Genomic DNA, 16254 nt, shown 5'->3' on the forward strand with positions numbered 1-16254 from the left:
GGTTGATATAGACATTTTTTTATAGCGTGCATTTTTATTTAACAATGGTTACTTAACCACCTGATTCCAAATAAAATCAGCGGTCACCGAAGTAGAACCAGGATTAGCTAACGCTTTGCCTTTTTCGGCCATTGCTTTGCACTTTTCACGATCTAGATCAAGTAAGGTTTCCGCTAAGTAGTCAGGGGTTAACTTGCTTTGTGGTATTAAATAAGCCGCATCTTCAACGGCCAATGAGCGTGCGTTGGCAGTTTGATGATCATCTACTGCATGGGGCAACGGCACAAATATAGCCGCTAAACCGACATTTTGAACCTCAGTAACTGTTAAGGCTCCTGCTCGACACAAAATCACGTCTGCCCAAGCATACGCTTGCGCCATATCCTCAATAAAAGGCTTAACGGTGACATTATGTATGGCTCTATTTACGGGCTGATAATAGCTTTCAGTACCCGCTAAGTTGTTGCGACCGCACTGATGGTAAACGGTAATAGGTTTGTCAATTTTGGCTAAAGCCGCAGGCACAGTCTTATTTAAAGCCTCTGCTCCTAATGACCCGCCTACTACCAGTAACTTTAAAGGACTGTCATCTTGTAGATCATAACGCTCTTCTGGCGGGGCTATTTTACAAATAGCATCACGGACTGGATTGCCTACCGTCTCAAGCTTAGGGTTTTCTGGGCTATCGCTGTCACCAAAAGTATTGGGGAATGCTTGCAGTACTTTAGTAGCCAGTTTTGCCAAATAGCGGTTACTCATGCCAGCGATAGCATTTTGCTCATGGATAATAAGCGGTGTACCAGTTGCTTTTGCTGCCAGTCCACCTGGTGCGCTGACATAGCCGCCAAAGCCGACGACCACATCTATATTATTACTCTTAATCACTCTAATACTAGCGAGCATCGCTTGAGACAAAGTGAATGGCATTTTTAGAATTCTGCCGACCCCCTTACCGCGCACCCCTTGCATATCAATAGTATGAAAAGTATAGCCTACAGGACGAACTAAGTCGTTTTCCATCCCCTGCGGCGTACCTAACCAATGTACTTTAGCTCCCTGCTTGGTAAGCTCTTCGGCCACAGCCAATGCGGGAAATACGTGTCCTCCCGTACCTGCTGCCATCATCAACACGTTCGGAGCACTACTTGTCGTTTTTTTAGCCAAAGCATTTTGATGAGTATTATTTACAGCCGAGGTCTCAGACACAGCAAAATCTCCTAGATTTTCGATATCAAAACAGGTCTACGCAGAAATTGAAAAATCATAGCATAACTAATGTGCTTAGACGATGCTACGCTTTTAACAAAGCGGGGTATTGTACAACAAACTATAAAGTTTTTACTAAGGATATAATTATCATTTTAATAATAAAATTCGCCTTTTAATGTGTTCATTGATGACACTTAAAAAGCCGATATAAATTTAAGTTAAAAATAAAAAACCAAGCCACGATTCGTCGAAGCTTGGCCATAATATTTTAAACAATGTCTCTTTAAAACAAATTTAAAACCACTAAAGTTAAGACAATTCGAAAGTTTTAGAATCGCTTAAAAATCTAACGACGTTTCAAAGTTCGCGTCTTACCAAATGCTGAAATACCTTTATAGCCACGTAACTGCAAAGTATTGCCTTTTAATTCTGCTTTACCAGAGAAAGTCATACCTGTTTCAGGCTCAATACCTTTACCATCAATATATTTGTTCGGATTATTCGGATCAGCCTTCAAATCCCAAAGTACTGTCGCCCCCGTTAAAGGTTTGTCTTTAAACTTACCTTTACACGTATCACAAACAGACTTATTGGTAGCACGAGGATCTAAAACTTCTACGATTTTTGCAGAAAGCTTACCATTACTTTCATTAAACTGAATTACCGCATCAGGCTTACCACTATCATTATAAGTGGTCCACTTAGTGTTATTCAATTGGTCTGCCGCACTTGCACTAATACCTAATGCCAAACCTGCAGTCAATAATACTGATTTCGTGAAATTTTTCATTTCGTAATATCCTTACTTATTTACTGAACTGATTTATTTGCGACTTATTTATGCGCTTATTGATTTACCCCTTACTTGTCTTACATATAAATCTACAAAACAAAAAAGTAGGTAAAACCAGTTAAGTAACAGAAAATTATTTCTTAAAAGTAGGGAAAAAAATGATTAAAGCCTTTTTATCAGCTTATAATATTTATGTTCACTTATAAGCTATTATTGTTATAAGCCTTTTATAAATTATGGCCATCTTTCCTTTACCTTGTAAGACTAAAGGCAATAACCTTTATCCCTAATACTGACTTTTAAGTACCGTTATCAATAATAGGATACTGTAACAAAAAATCAATGGTTATACGGCATAATACTTAATGAAATTGTAATATATATTTAACTAACCATTGCTACAGTATTGCTGAATTAATTGAACCAGCATTTTTAGGTGAGTTAGTTAAGCTTTTTCTCTATAGCGATCATTAAGTCAGTCGCAATATCAGTGCCACATTGATCATTAATTTCACGAATACAAGTCGGACTTGTGACATTAATCTCAGTAATTCTACCACCAATCACATCTAAGCCTACGAACATTAAGCCTTTTTGCTTGACAATAGGCGCTACCTTTTTTGCCACTGCCATCTCTTTATCTGACACAGGCATTGCCACACCCTGACCACCCGCTGCTAAATTACCACGGGTCTCACCCTTAGTAGGAATACGGGCTAGACAAAATGGCACCACCTCTCCATCAACGATTAAAATACGCTTATCGCCTTCTTTAATTTCAGGAAGATAACGCTGCGCCATAATGGGCAACGTCTCAAGTTCGGTTAGCATCTCAAGTGTGGCGCCGATATTTGGACTATCGGCTGTCAATCTAAAGATACCTGTACCACCCATACCATCAAGAGGCTTGACAATAACATCTTGTTGCTCAGTGATAAATTGACGAATATGAGACTGCTTACTGGTCACAATGGTGGGGCTCATTAAGTCACTAAACCAAGTGGCAAACAGTTTTTCATTACAATCTCGAATGGCTTGTGGATCATTGACCACTAATACACCCGCCTTTTTGGCATGATCGAGCATATAAGTACTGTATAAAAAGCGCATATTGAACGGCGGGTCCTTACGCATTAGCACCACATCATAATCTGTAATCGGCTGAGTTAATTTATTTTCTAAACTATAAAAATCTTGTGGATCACGGCGCACTGTCACCTTTTGAGCATCAACCTTAAGTTCGCCTCTATCTAACCACATATCATGAATCTGACAGTAACCTAAATCATGGCCTCGATCACTGGCAGCCCACATCATTGCCAGAGTTGAATCTTTTTTATAGTTCACCGTTTCAATGAGGTCCATGACCACTAAAATATTAAGTGGTTTATTGGCTGACTGCTGACTCATGATAATTTACTCCGCTTAAACTGCCTCTGACAGGCAGATAGATAATTATAATTATAATAAAGGTAGATATAATAAAGCTGCCAACCTAAGATTGACAGCTTGAGTATAAAAAATTGACAAAAAAATGATATTAGCGATACAAAGCCATGAGAGGCTAACTCACTACTAAATTAAACTCCATACTGCTCGCGATAATGACGCATTTTGGCCAATTGAGTAGCATCGCCATTATTGGCCACATAGTCAATGATGTCATCGATATCTACTAGAGCTTGAACTGGCACTTGTAAACTTTCTGCCAGCTCTTGAATAGCCGATTGTTCATTTAGACCGCGTTCTTTACGATCTAAAGCGACGATGATACCGGCGACAGTGGCACCAGCGGCATCTAGAATATCAACCACTTCACGCATTGCAGTGCCTGCAGTAATCACATCGTCTAGCACCCATACTGCCTTACCATTAACATCAGCACCTACTAAATTACCGCCTTCACCGTGGTCTTTCGCCTCTTTGCGATTATAACCCCAACGGGCATTAATCCCGTGGTTGTTCCAAAGTGCTTGAGCAGTTGCCGCCACAAAAGGAATTCCTTTATAGGCCGCGCCAAAGATAACTAATTCATCACTTGCGCTCTCTTTAACTTGCTCTGCTAAGGCTTGTGCATATCCATTGGCCAATACTGACAGAGTTTCACCGGTAGCTAATAAACCAGCGTTGAAAAAGTAAGGACTGATACGCCCTGACTTAAGTACATATTCACCGAACTTTAAAACATCATTTGATAAAGCCAGTTGGATAAAGTCGCTGCTGCTAAACGTGCGTGTTGAAGGAGAAACTGCCATGAATATTCCTATAAAACCAATGAAATTTATATTTACTGTCTAAGTCTAATAAGCTATTAATACAGCAAAAAACTAATACATAAACCACTTCAATAAAAGCACGTATTATAACCGTTATGGCTTACAGATACAGATATTATGACCAGCCATTAATATAATAAGCACTGATATTAGGGTATCGAACAAATAATGAAGATTGAGAAGAAATATTGAAATAAATAGCTTGCCCTAAATTGGAACTGGTCTCTCCCTTATTATTCACAGTAGAGGCTGACGAGTGTTTGTCAGCATGAACAATTTCTAAGCCCAAATAACTGGCAGCCACTACTATGTGACCTTCAAATAATCTAATTTGACGATACTGCTTTTCAAACTGTGGGTGCGTATTACATTGACTGAGAACATAACTACGCATGTGTTGACATATCTGTTTAGCAGTGAGGCTACGATTAACGGACTGACGGGTTTGACATTGCTTTAGAACATGTACTGCGGTGCTACAGGCCAAGATATCTGTGGTTAAACTGTCGACCCCATTATCGAAGCGCTCAGGGTATAAAATAGGCTCCCAACTTGGGGCAAATAAATCATTAATCATCTCAGGCATGGCAGCCGACAAATCGCTACTACTTGGATCAGTCTTTGCGTCGTCCTTAATCTCTACGACAGTGCTTTCAGCAGATACTTGATTGTCATCATTGGTCTTAAAACCGTACCTTGTCAAGGTGGGATACTTGAGACAAACTTGATAAATATCAGACATATCCAACAAGGTCATCTCAGTTAAGGGCGCTAAAATTTCTGAGCCACTATCGGCTTTAGACTCAAAAAACTGAGTAGGTAAGTTAATTAAACCACCCAGCTGCAACAAGTCTAAATGGGAAGCAAGCTCTGGGGATGCAATTAAAGACCACATTGACGCATCTGACCCGTCTTCTGCTTTAGTAGCATTATCATCACCGCCTGTCGCATTGGTACTACTTATAGACAACAGTTTACTTAGAGACTGTTGATAGCGAGGACTAGGGTCAGGGATGTCTGTTAAAGGGCGATCAGGATTTACAGTTGTCATCGACGAATGAAAATTAGGGTGTCTCATTCCTGCATACTCAATTTGATGGTGTAATAAAGACTGAGCTATTAAATCTTCGTTATCATTGTTTCTTAAACTATCCGTTCGCAAGTTACCCTCTTCAGAATTATCTATTACACCCTCTATGATACTTGCTTTTTGAGCAATGGTATATTGAGAATTTCAACAACTTAATTTAAAAGAAGAAATAAACAACGCCCTTCCTCCTTATTTAGCTTTTAGGATATGAGCGTAGCCACTTTGCCAATCAGGATACTGCAACCAATCAAGTGGAATATTACTATGCAAACGTTTACCACTCATTGGCTTATCCTCGTTAGAGACCTGAAGTGTGGGTGGATTGCTGTTTAGCTCAGTTGCTAACCAGCTTGTTAATTCAAATGAAGTCACTGGTGCATAATCAGTAGCTAGGTATATTGGCCTTACTTGTTCTGCATCCGATAAGCTTAAAACCTGAGCAATAATGGTTACTAAATCCGTATCCATAATTCGATTGGTCCAATCATATTGAGGCAATGCTTCTAGCTGTTTTTCTTTCACTTGACGTATTCGCATTAAGCGCTCTTCGCCATAAATACCGCTAGGTCGAATAATAACCGCTCGACTGCCATAAGCTTGTTGTAATACTTGCTCTGCTTGAAGGATATATTTAGAGCCTTCACGCTTAGCTGGCTTTGGCTCAACCGCTTCATCTATCCATTCTCCATCATCTTGACCATATACACCCGTTGAGGAAATAAACACCACTCTTTTGAGCTGTGGCAATTGACTTTCTAAATCAGCAATATGCTGTGCAATGCCTAGATAGGTGTTTTTATAGTTCTCAGCATCATAGTTATCAGGGGTAACAACGATGGCTATATGGGTCATTTCTTTAATCTGCTCGGCAGAAAGTTTTAAAGCATCAGCTTGTAAGAAGTGAGCCTGCTCATGTAGCGCATAAGACTGTCTTTCACCACGTGCTAAACCTGTGACATGTTTTTGTTGTTTCGCTAAGGTATTCGTAACAGCAAGACCTATATCACCTTGGCCAATAATTAAATATTGAGCTGAGGTAGTATTTGCTGATGTTGATTCTGAGAATTTATTCATGGGGGGTATCCTTATTTATTATTGTGCTTTTCTTTTGATTATTAGATTTTTTTGATTCTATTATCTTAGCTACCTCATTATTGCTTTGAATCAGAATGAATATAGCTTTAAATAGTTAAAAACTCTTGATTGATAACTATTTGAATTTAGCATAATTAATTAGAGGGTATGTTGAACCTTTATTACCAAGTTATAGTGATAAGTAGGATTTGATTTACTAGGTATCACAGACACAAAAAATTGTAACCTTTAACTAATACATAGGTGTTAACTAAGTCATTCAATTAATGAACTATTGACTGTCACTTAACCAATCAATTGCTTGATCTGGCACTTGTTTATCAGACAATAAACCAAAGTGACCCACGCCATAAAACACCTTTTTTCGCTCTCTTGGCACCTGTAACGTATGCATCTCTGTGTGCTCGCCAAGTGCCGAATTAATATTAACCAGACCATCACCAAGTAAATAGCTCATTTTAGAGCTATCCTTTTCCTCTGTCTCACTTAAAGTTCCTGCAAGGAAATAGGCGGTAATATGGGGTGGCAAAGGCGTAACCTGACGCTCGCTATCAGGCAACACACTGCGTGTTACGAGTGACTGCCAATCTTCATCACGGACACTACCATGACGTAAATCTATAATACCAGTGCTGCGTATATCGCCTAGCTTCCCTAATGATCCTGCAAATGGCAGCTTGCTAATACTCTGCTGCACTATATCACCAATACGCTCTAGTACTGCCCCATGGTGTGGCGTGCCAAGTGTTATAAGCTTATCTACCTTGCTAACCCAACTATCAGATGTCTCACTCCCATAATAAAGTGCACTACGAGAGACCAGACCACCCATACTATGTCCTACTAAATTAATTTTAGTAATATTTGGGTGTTTAGTGACTAGTGTTTGTAATAATTTAGCAAACTCACGACCATTGATAGAGATGCGTCTTCCGGTATTGTAGTTTAAATATAAGACACTAACCTCAGGCTGACGTTTTAAAATCATTTGCCCCAAGCTATCAGATTGATCGGGCTGCCAATTAACATAGCCCATACACAGACCATGAAGCAAAATCACCACCGTTGAAGAGAGATTTTCGGCGCCAGAAGCTTGGTCTGTCTGCTCTGACTGTTGAGATAAAACAAGCGGTTCACCATGACTGGTATAAAGAATCATAGGCAAAGCAAGTGGGTTGTGATTGGTTACTAAATGGTCACCCATTACCCCATTTATGGTATTAACCAACATAGTTAGACTGGCCGGCAAAGGTTGCGGATTTTTATGACCCAATAGCTGATTATACTGAGTAATACCAAACGCTAAGCTATGGCCTACTACCGAGGTAACCCCTTTTACCAAACTGTATACTCTACTGCCGATGCCTTTATGCCAGAGTCGTCCGTACTTATGGTTTGATAGCCCTAGCGGTCGTAAAACAATTTCACGATGTATCGACTCGACAATGCCTGTGGTTTCTATCACTCCAATAACAGCAAGCTGACTGATGCCCGCTAAAAAGTCACTCATTGACAGATACGCTTTCGTATTTAGCACTGGTTCGGAGATAGACTCAATAGTTTGGGAATCTGATTGACTAGGCTCAGATTGATGAGGGGAAGATTCGTTAGGCGCAGATGGGTAAGGTGGAGAATGCCCCTCCACCGTTTTATTATTGGCCTTTTTTTTAGCGCTATTATCATCTGAAGAGAGTGCATTAGCAAAGCGTGTCATGGGGAGTACATCCTTGTGAGTAGCCTCATACTACTACGCTACTCTTACAATTAACACCCTAAAAATACGTCACATACGCCAGCTGAATATCATCGCGTCCTTCTATACCGTCTTGTAGTTCATAGCTACCTTGTATTCTAATGGCTTTGTTTCTATCCAAATCATACTGCGCCCCTAAACTCAAAATCGGCTGCCAGTAGCTGCCTTTTATTTGGTCATTATCTGTACTACCATGATACCAGTAAGGCACCTGCACCTCTCCTATCAATCGAGCATTAGGACTAAATTGATAACGACAGCCTAAATTCACACCTGCCCCAACACGGTAACCTTTACTCAGCCCCTTACCCACTTGGGCTAGTCCTGTTCCAAGCGCATAGCAAACCTGAGGTGGTAATTGCCCTGAACCTGCTTGTGGACTACCGAAGGCAGCAGATATTCCTTTCTCATAACCGAAGCTGCCTACCAAATGACTGCTATCTGGGTCACCACTGCGATTATTATTATTCATTTGTGAGCCATCCTTTACCTGAGTGGCTTGCACATTAACGCCCCAGCTTGAAAATAGAGAGTCGCCTTTTTTGGCGGTATTTATCGGATTAAACGAGCGACCACGCAAAATAGCCAACTCTTGTAATTCAACGCGATTATGGTCTCCTTTATTCTTTTCATCGTCCTTATAGACTCTTAATTCAACTGAGCCTGCTTCCAAGTGGAAGTTTTGAGGATAGCCACTAGGACGATCTAGGGGATCGTTAAAACCCCCTCGATAGGCCAAACTGATATATCCGGTGTCATCTTGAGCCCCCGCTCCTATCTTCATACGTTGCAAGGAATGGGCGTCTAACGGGTTATTGTCTACGGGAGTTAGTTGCGTAGGTATCAACTGATTGTTAGCATCAATACTACTGCTGGGTAGCTGTGTCGACTGTGAATTATTTAACTTGGCTTGCGCTAAGGTTTTATCTGATGGAAAATAGTTTTGCTGGTCAATTAATCCCTCTTTTTGTAGCAAACGAACCACATCTGAGGGAACCACGGCTAACGTGAACTCATCCAGTAAGTTACCATTAGGACGCACCACATCAATGTACCTCAGTATTTCTGAAGCACAGTTATCCATAGTGAAATAATAAGGCAGCTCTAAGTCCTTAGTCTCATACACATGACGCATAATCTGCTGTACTTCTGCCTTTGTTAAATTAAGACCGTAAGTCCAGACATCACGATTGTCATTTTGTAGATAATCTGCCAGCTTTTGCGGATAAGGCTCGATAGTAATGTCATTAGGATAGCCACCAAAAGCCGAGTTTATGGCATACTTAATAAATGAATCATCAGGGTTACCTGCCACCGTATCATTAAGGGCATGGGCTTTGTCGATGGCTTTGGGGTCGGCTAGACTCGCAGTCGAATCAATTAGCATTAAAGTATGACCGAAAGCAGAAACCGGACGGTCTGGATACTCTTCAGCAAAAACCACCGATAATTTCTGAGGGTCGAGATTTTTTAACCATGCATCAAAGTCAGGGCAATTGGGCTGAACTTGCTCTAAACCCAACTGCTCTTTTAACCAGTAGGTACGGGCAGGAAAACGGCATGCCACACTATCGTCGCCATCTATCCCTTGAGTGACGGTAGCTTTAATAAAAGCTTCAAGTTCAGCCTGAGGGTCAGTCTTACCTTGCTCATTTATAAAAAACTCCGGCTTTTCGATTTTGCTTTTATAAGTCCTTTGTTTGGTTGAAGTTGGCGCTTTTGCTTTCTGGTCTGGCTCATAGTAATGCAGTCTCAACCAAGTTGGATGAGTGGCCAAATTCTTTTGGTTGGCCTTTTGAATTAACTGATCCGTGAGGTTAGAGCTTAGCGGCTGATTACCTGACTCTAGGGTTATTGCTGCATTTCTCTTTATATCTGGATTTGCGTCTATATTTAGACTGGTGTTATCAGCTTGCAAAGTTGTAGATTGAGCATTTTGCTGCTGCGCCATCGCCGGAGCCGAAAATGCTAAGCTGGCCGCAGCGCTCATTACTAATATCGGGCTCAGGCTAACAGTACTGTTAAGCATACTCTTATTTTTAAACAAAAATGAAGAGACAGGCTTAGTAGAGGACAAGACAACAGATTTAGCATTCACCATGATTCACCCTATTTATTGTTTGCTATGATTAGCAGCTGGTAGCGTTAGCAACTCGTAGAGTTTGCTTATCTTATATACGCCTATGTTAGATACTTCTATGATTATATAGCGAGCAGATACGATAATGAGAAGCTGTTAAGCCTAGTGTATACGCCATCAATAATGATAACATGTCCCCTATTCAAAGCCATTCAAACTGGTGTAAATACTACCAATTAATAACAGGTCTTCAGCCATAAAGAAGTTTGTTTATTCCACTATTCATATACAACTATTAGTATACCGACTATGAAAAAACCACTGTTTAAATCTAAATCCGTCACAACCTTCGAGGCTATGGACATTCAACAGGGTCGCTTAAGTCAAGCTCAATGGCTAGCCTCTCCTAACTTTAATCAGCGTCCAGATAATACTGATATTAGCGCCATCGTTATTCATAATATTAGTTTACCCCCTGATGAGTTTGAGAAAACAGATGCAAGCGGTCTCCACTATGTTAAAGCTTTCTTTACCAATACTTTGGATTGGGAGGCTCATCCTTATTTCAAAACCATCGAAGGGATGCAAGTATCGGCGCATTTATTTATTGAGCGCAGTGGCGACATCACTCAGCTGGTAAACTTTGAAGACAGAGCTTGGCATGCAGGTCGCTCTAGTTATCTAGGCAAGCCGGAATGCAATGACTATAGTATTGGTATTGAACTTGAAGGCTCAGACCATCAAGATTTTACGGAGGCACAATATTTAGCTTTGGCAAGTGCCATAGCGGCTATTTATGACACTTATCCAAAGACTCGTCGCCATTTAACCGGTCATAGTGATATTGCTCCAGTTCGAAAAACGGACCCTGGCGAACACTTTGAATGGGATAAGCTGCGTGGCTTATTGAGTCAACATTTAGCCAACACATAAGCCAACCACCAAGCTAATCTAAGTTAGGTTAGATAACAACACACCACTTGTGGTGCTTTTAGCCAATCAATTTTGCTGTAATAGTCTTTGGCACTGCAAAATCACGGGGAGATCCACCATGACCCCCTCAATGGCGAAAATATTATCACCCGTTTGTTGATAATGCTCTACAACTTTTGTGGCAAAAGCCAACTGATCAGCCGTGGCTTTAAAAGCTTGATTGACTATCGCCACTTGGCTTGGATGAATACATAACATCCCAGAAAATCCTAAATCCGATACATAGCTTGCGGTAGTCGTCATTCCCTGTTCATTTTTGAAATCTGGATAGACACTTTCAATGGGTGCTATCAGTCCATGAGTATGACTGGTCAACAACAGTTTGATACGCAAATGGTCAAAAAAATCCTGCTCTGCCTGACTGCCCACTCTTAGATTTAACTGATTACTGATATCTAGTCGTCCGTAGCTAATAGCCATCACGCCTTCACTTTCGGCAATATCCGATAACTTCGTTATCCCTTGCGCAGACTCTATTTGAACCACAACAGGTAAGTTTAATGCCTTAAAGGTCTGTTGTATTGGCAAAACATCTGTCACCTTCGGTAAAACTACGCCTGCCAACACCTGATGTTTGGCTAACGACTGGCATAACTGTAGGTCTTCCTCAAGTTGGCTGTCATTATTTAATCTAAGCCATAGACTGGGCCCAGTTGATTCACAACTGATAGCTACTGAGCTGTTTTGCATAAACTGTGCTACATTTTGACGGGCTTGTGATTTCTCTACCATACCCACCGCATCTTCCAAATCTAAAATAACAGCATCTGCCCCACTGTTCATAGCTTTGATAAATCGTTCCGGCCTTGTTGCTGGTACAAATAGCCAACTACGCCGTGCTAGCTTCTTTGCTGTTGCTAATGGTTCTGATCGTTTATCTGAATCGGTAAAGCCGGTTAATTGTATTGAGTTATTCATTATCAGTCCCTGTTAAAATAATTTTTTATACATTAATTCATAGCTTTAGCTATCAATAACTTTTATATAATAATTTTTATAAATAAATCTCAGCCTTACTTTTCATCACAATTTCATCGGCCAACAGCATTATCGTATCTGGATAATGCTATAATTTGCCAGTTTTTTAAAACTTTAAAAATCAGTTTAAAACCTTTTAATATAAATAGGTATTGAGATTACATGGCAAAAAGTAAACTGTTTCGCTCGACAATGATTGTCAGCTCAATGACCATGCTCTCGCGTATTTTAGGCCTAGTACGCGATATGGTCTTAATGAGTGTCTTTGGGGCTGGCGGTCTGATGGATGCCTTCTTAGTGGCCTTCAAAATACCCAACTTCCTACGTCGTTTATTCGCTGAAGGTGCCTTTAGCCAAGCTTTCGTTCCCGTATTAACCGAATACAAAGAACGTTTCACATTGCAAGAAGTACAAATCTTAATCAGCCGCACTTCCGGTGCCCTGCTGATGATTCTGTCCCTAATAACCGTTGTGGTTATGCTCGCCTCTCCTTGGGTTATTGCTCTTTTTGCCCCAGGTTTCTCAGACGATCCTGAGAAGTTTAATACCGCAAGCGAGTTGTTACGTTTAACCTTCCCCTATTTGCTATTCATCTCTATGACAGCGTTTGCTGGCAGTATTTTGCAAAGCTATGGCCGTTTTGCGGCACCGGCTATTGCTCCAGTACTGTTGAACTTATCGATGATCGCTGGGGCCTTAATTTTTGCGCCCATGTTTGATAAACCTATTATGGCACTGGGTTATGCCGTTGCTATAGCAGGTCTATTACAGTTCTTTATTCAGCTACCACAGCTTTATATGCAAAAATTACTGGTTAAACCTAAGATTGATTTTCAACATGAAGGGGTGCGCCGCATTCTAAAACTCATGTTACCAGCAATTTTTGGGGTATCTGTTACCCAAATTAACCTACTGTTAAATACCGTATTGGCTTCATTAATGATAACCGGCTCAGTATCCTGGTTGTACGCCGCAGAACGTTTAACTGAGTTACCATTAGGTTTGATTGGGGTAGCAATCGGTACTGTTATCTTGCCTAGCTTATCAACCAGTCAAGCCAAACAAGATGATGTCAACTTCCGTAAGACCTTAGACTGGGCTGCTCGATTGATTATTGTCGTGGGTCTGCCCGCTGCCTGTGCTATGTTTGTGCTATCAGATGTGTTGATGCAGACATTGTTTATGCGTGGCGAGTTTGCGCTACGAGATGCTAATATGAGTGGCTTTGCCCTTCGTAGTATGTCGGGTGGTATCTTAGGCTTTATGCTAATTAAGATTTTCGCACCCGCTTTCTTCGCTCGTCAGGATACGAAGACACCGGTTAAAATTGGTATTATCACCGTTATCGCTAACATGATATTCAGCTTAATCTTTGTGGGTATATTTTACTATTTCAAACTGCCGTTGCATGGCGGTTTAGCACTTGCGACCACAGCAGCCTCATTGGTTAACGCTGGTTTGTTATATTATTTACTGCACAAACGTAATTTATTCCGTTTTGGCCCACAATGGAAAAAACTGTTCGCACAGTTTGGTATCTCTAGTGTGCTTATGGTGGCATCATTATATCTAATGCTACCTTACTTCCCAACTCACGATACGCAGTGGCATCGTGTCTTTGCCTTATTACTTATTTGTGCAGTGGGTGCTGCTGTATATGGCATAGTTTTGTTGGCCTCAGGTTTCCGACCACGTCAGTTGAAGCATGGTTAAGCTATAAAAGGCTATCCGTCTTAGAATATTAATCAAAACACCAGTCTTAGCGACTGGTGTTTTTTATGACTGACAATTTAGAATACATTGCCTAAACTAGAATATAAAAGCTTTACGACAGACATAAAAAAACCACCGCAACCTATATTAGCAATGCAGTGGTTTTTCGCTTAACTCTTAACGCAAGATAGCTACATTAAAGTAACTATAAAAATTACTCCGCGTCAGTAGTTTTAGCCTTGCTACGGCCACCAAACGCACCAAAGCGTTTGTTGAAGCTAGCAACACGACCTTCGTTAGAAGTTTTACGTTGTTCGCCAGTGTAGAAAGGGTGTGACGCACTAGAGATATCTAGTGGGTAGTATGGGTATTCTTTACCTTCATACTCGCGAGTTGCTTTGGTTTTAGCAGTTGAACGAGTTAAGAAGAACACGTCAGCGTTAGTGTCGTGGAATAATACTTCTTGGTACTCTGGATGGATATCTTTACGCATGATAAATTCTCTCTATGTCCGATATACAGCGGTGCTGTACGTAACTGAGGCACTAAACGCATTAGTGGTTAGCCATCATGTCACTGGCTCATTCCAGCACACAACACCAACCCCCTGCTATTCTAGCCTTCCTCAGCGGGAAGTTAAGGCGGTGATTTTACCGATTTATAGGGCGTGTTGCAAGTTATTAATGTTGCAACACGTCCTATTTTCAGGTAAGAGAAAGTCTAAACTAGACAATCCTTATTAATTTATCTACTTTTGTTCTTTATTTGATTTAGAGTCAGCTTCTTTAGACGTATCTTGTTGATCGTCTTTTTTCTGCGAAGTTTGCTCCTGTTTAGACTCAGATTTAGGAGACTCTGATCCTTCCTCTGTCTCTGCTTTTTCTTCAGATTTTTTAGCTGCAGTTTCTTTATCTGCGCTCTCTTTATCCGAAGCTTGTTCTTCTTTATCTGCTTCAGCTTGTTTTTGCTGATTTTGCTCATTTTTATCAGTCTTCTCTGATTTATCAGCTGATTTAGACTCATCTTTTGTAGAATCATCTTTCTTATTGGTATCTTTAGCAGACTCGTCTTCGTTAGCGCTGTTTTTTTGATCATCTGATTTCTCAGAATTTGCCTGATCGGCAAGGGCTTGCTTAGCCATGATAGGCTCTGGACCAAAAGTAGCTTTTGCCACGCCAATAACTTGATCAATCAAATGACTATTGTAGTGAACGGTAGTCGCTACTGATAACAAAGGTATAAATTTAGACATCCAACCTAAGTTGATACCATCTAAATCAAAGTTGAACTGTTCGGCAAGCTTATCTACTTGCTGTGCATAGAACTGAACATTAGGATTAGCAATACCTAACCCTTTGGTTAACTCACTGCGCAAGCCACTATTATCTGCACTATTAACTAATCCTTTAGCCACCCCAAGAGTCGCTAAAATAGTTTGTTTCTCTTGCATTTTACTAAGATCTGCACTGCCAATTACGGCATAAGCCATCTTTATGCCTTGCTTACCGGTTAATGGCTTGTCATACACTATCGCTAATTGATATACAGTGCGTAGAGAAACCAAAAGCAACCATAGCGTATCTGCTAACATACCTGGAAGACCGGCTAGACCAGTCACACCACCAATAGTGGCTAAGGCACGGTTTTGGTTCGCAATATCACGCGCTAAAGCATTACGCTCTTGATCAGTTAATGCTTGAGTACCTTTGAAACGTTGTTGACCTGGTAAATCTACTTCACTCCAATTAGCCGCTAATTTAGCAACTTGTGAGAAAGCACTATCTGAAGCTTTTTGAAACAGGCTATCTGGTACTACTTTTTTGGCATATTTACTATAAGTAGTAAAACGACTGCCTAGCAATTGCTCAGAGGTTTTGATGGTTTGTTGGCTTAATAAGTTATTGGCAGTGCTGTTTTTATATTCTGATAAATCCACTGCTTTAAATTGACTGGCTTTACCTGATTTAGCATTTAAACTATCAAGCAATGAGCCAAAACGCTCTAGCCCGCTACGAGCGACACTGCCTACGGCATCAACGCCGTTAATAATTTTACTATTACTTTTAGAGTTCTTTGATTGCTTAGCCATAAAAAATTCTTCCTGAAAATTTAGATTATAAATAAATAAGATTTTAATAAATTTTATTAGTAAAACGATAAGCCCTAGAATGTATCTTTAGTCGTCATCGTAATTAATAGCTATTCAATAATTAACTGAATAGCTACTTAATAATTAATAATGTCGCTAGTACTGTATTCAATTTTATGTAATTC

The 16254-nt window shown here is 40.4% G+C and carries 13 protein-coding genes; 2 read left to right on the forward strand and 11 right to left on the reverse strand.

Annotated features, from left to right (window positions below):
• Positions 1 to 48: 48 nt before the first annotated feature.
• The 8 genes from murG to LK453_RS01130 all read right to left on the reverse strand — a co-directional run bounded on the left by murG (position 49) and on the right by LK453_RS01130 (position 10317).
• Positions 49 to 1125: an undecaprenyldiphospho-muramoylpentapeptide beta-N-acetylglucosaminyltransferase gene (gene murG / locus LK453_RS01095; protein ID WP_227674356.1), complete on the reverse strand. Its 1077-nt coding sequence runs from the start codon at positions 1123 to 1125 to the stop codon at positions 49 to 51.
• 430 nt (positions 1126 to 1555) lie between these two features.
• Complete coding sequence (locus LK453_RS01100; protein ID WP_201535491.1) at positions 1556 to 1999, reverse strand: DUF2147 domain-containing protein; 444 nt, start codon at positions 1997 to 1999, stop codon at positions 1556 to 1558.
• Between the two features lie 444 nt (positions 2000 to 2443).
• Positions 2444 to 3412, reverse strand: coding sequence for a glutathione synthase (gene gshB, locus LK453_RS01105; protein ID WP_201541614.1), 969 nt, complete (start codon positions 3410 to 3412; stop codon positions 2444 to 2446).
• 170 nt (positions 3413 to 3582) lie between these two features.
• Entirely contained in the window at positions 3583 to 4257 is a 675-nt protein-coding gene (gene pyrE / locus LK453_RS01110; protein ID WP_007394148.1) for an orotate phosphoribosyltransferase, read from the reverse strand.
• A gap of 136 nt (positions 4258 to 4393) precedes the next feature.
• Positions 4394 to 5440: a hypothetical protein gene (locus LK453_RS01115; RefSeq protein ID WP_201535485.1), complete on the reverse strand. Its 1047-nt coding sequence runs from the start codon at positions 5438 to 5440 to the stop codon at positions 4394 to 4396.
• Between the two features lie 117 nt (positions 5441 to 5557).
• Positions 5558 to 6442, reverse strand: coding sequence for an NAD-dependent epimerase/dehydratase family protein (locus LK453_RS01120; RefSeq protein ID WP_201535482.1), 885 nt, complete (start codon positions 6440 to 6442; stop codon positions 5558 to 5560).
• Between the two features lie 292 nt (positions 6443 to 6734).
• Entirely contained in the window at positions 6735 to 8177 is a 1443-nt protein-coding gene (locus LK453_RS01125) for an alpha/beta fold hydrolase (RefSeq protein ID WP_201535479.1), read from the reverse strand.
• 58 nt (positions 8178 to 8235) lie between these two features.
• On the reverse strand, positions 8236 to 10317 hold the full coding sequence (locus LK453_RS01130; RefSeq protein ID WP_201535476.1) for an Lnb N-terminal periplasmic domain-containing protein: 2082 nt from the start codon (positions 10315 to 10317) through the stop codon (positions 8236 to 8238).
• A gap of 288 nt (positions 10318 to 10605) precedes the next feature.
• Here LK453_RS01130 and ampD point away from each other — a divergent pair, with 288 nt between their 5' ends.
• Positions 10606 to 11229: a 1,6-anhydro-N-acetylmuramyl-L-alanine amidase AmpD gene (ampD, locus tag LK453_RS01135; protein WP_201535473.1), complete on the forward strand. Its 624-nt coding sequence runs from the start codon at positions 10606 to 10608 to the stop codon at positions 11227 to 11229.
• Between the two features lie 66 nt (positions 11230 to 11295).
• Here ampD and LK453_RS01140 read toward each other — a convergent pair whose 3' ends face one another.
• Positions 11296 to 12207: an HpcH/HpaI aldolase/citrate lyase family protein gene (locus tag LK453_RS01140; protein WP_227674354.1), complete on the reverse strand. Its 912-nt coding sequence runs from the start codon at positions 12205 to 12207 to the stop codon at positions 11296 to 11298.
• A gap of 222 nt (positions 12208 to 12429) precedes the next feature.
• On the opposite strand from LK453_RS01140, the gene murJ reads away from it, so the two are divergent.
• Positions 12430 to 13980 (forward strand): murein biosynthesis integral membrane protein MurJ, encoded by a 1551-nt coding sequence (murJ, locus tag LK453_RS01145; protein ID WP_007394156.1) that lies wholly within the window; start codon positions 12430 to 12432, stop codon positions 13978 to 13980.
• Between the two features lie 214 nt (positions 13981 to 14194).
• Here the strand turns inward: murJ and LK453_RS01150 are convergent, their stop codons facing one another.
• Together LK453_RS01150 and LK453_RS01155 are read right to left on the reverse strand one after the other, a co-directional pair.
• Positions 14195 to 14473 carry a type B 50S ribosomal protein L31 gene (locus tag LK453_RS01150; protein ID WP_007394157.1) on the reverse strand — a complete coding sequence of 93 codons (279 nt, stop codon included), beginning with the start codon at positions 14471 to 14473 and terminating at the stop codon, positions 14195 to 14197.
• A gap of 255 nt (positions 14474 to 14728) precedes the next feature.
• Positions 14729 to 16069, reverse strand: coding sequence for an EcsC family protein (locus tag LK453_RS01155; RefSeq protein WP_201535470.1), 1341 nt, complete (start codon positions 16067 to 16069; stop codon positions 14729 to 14731).
• Positions 16070 to 16254 lie beyond the last annotated feature (185 nt).

The sequence above is a fragment of the Psychrobacter sanguinis genome, assembly GCF_020736705.1.
Classification (GTDB): Bacteria; Pseudomonadota; Gammaproteobacteria; order Pseudomonadales; family Moraxellaceae; genus Psychrobacter; species Psychrobacter sanguinis.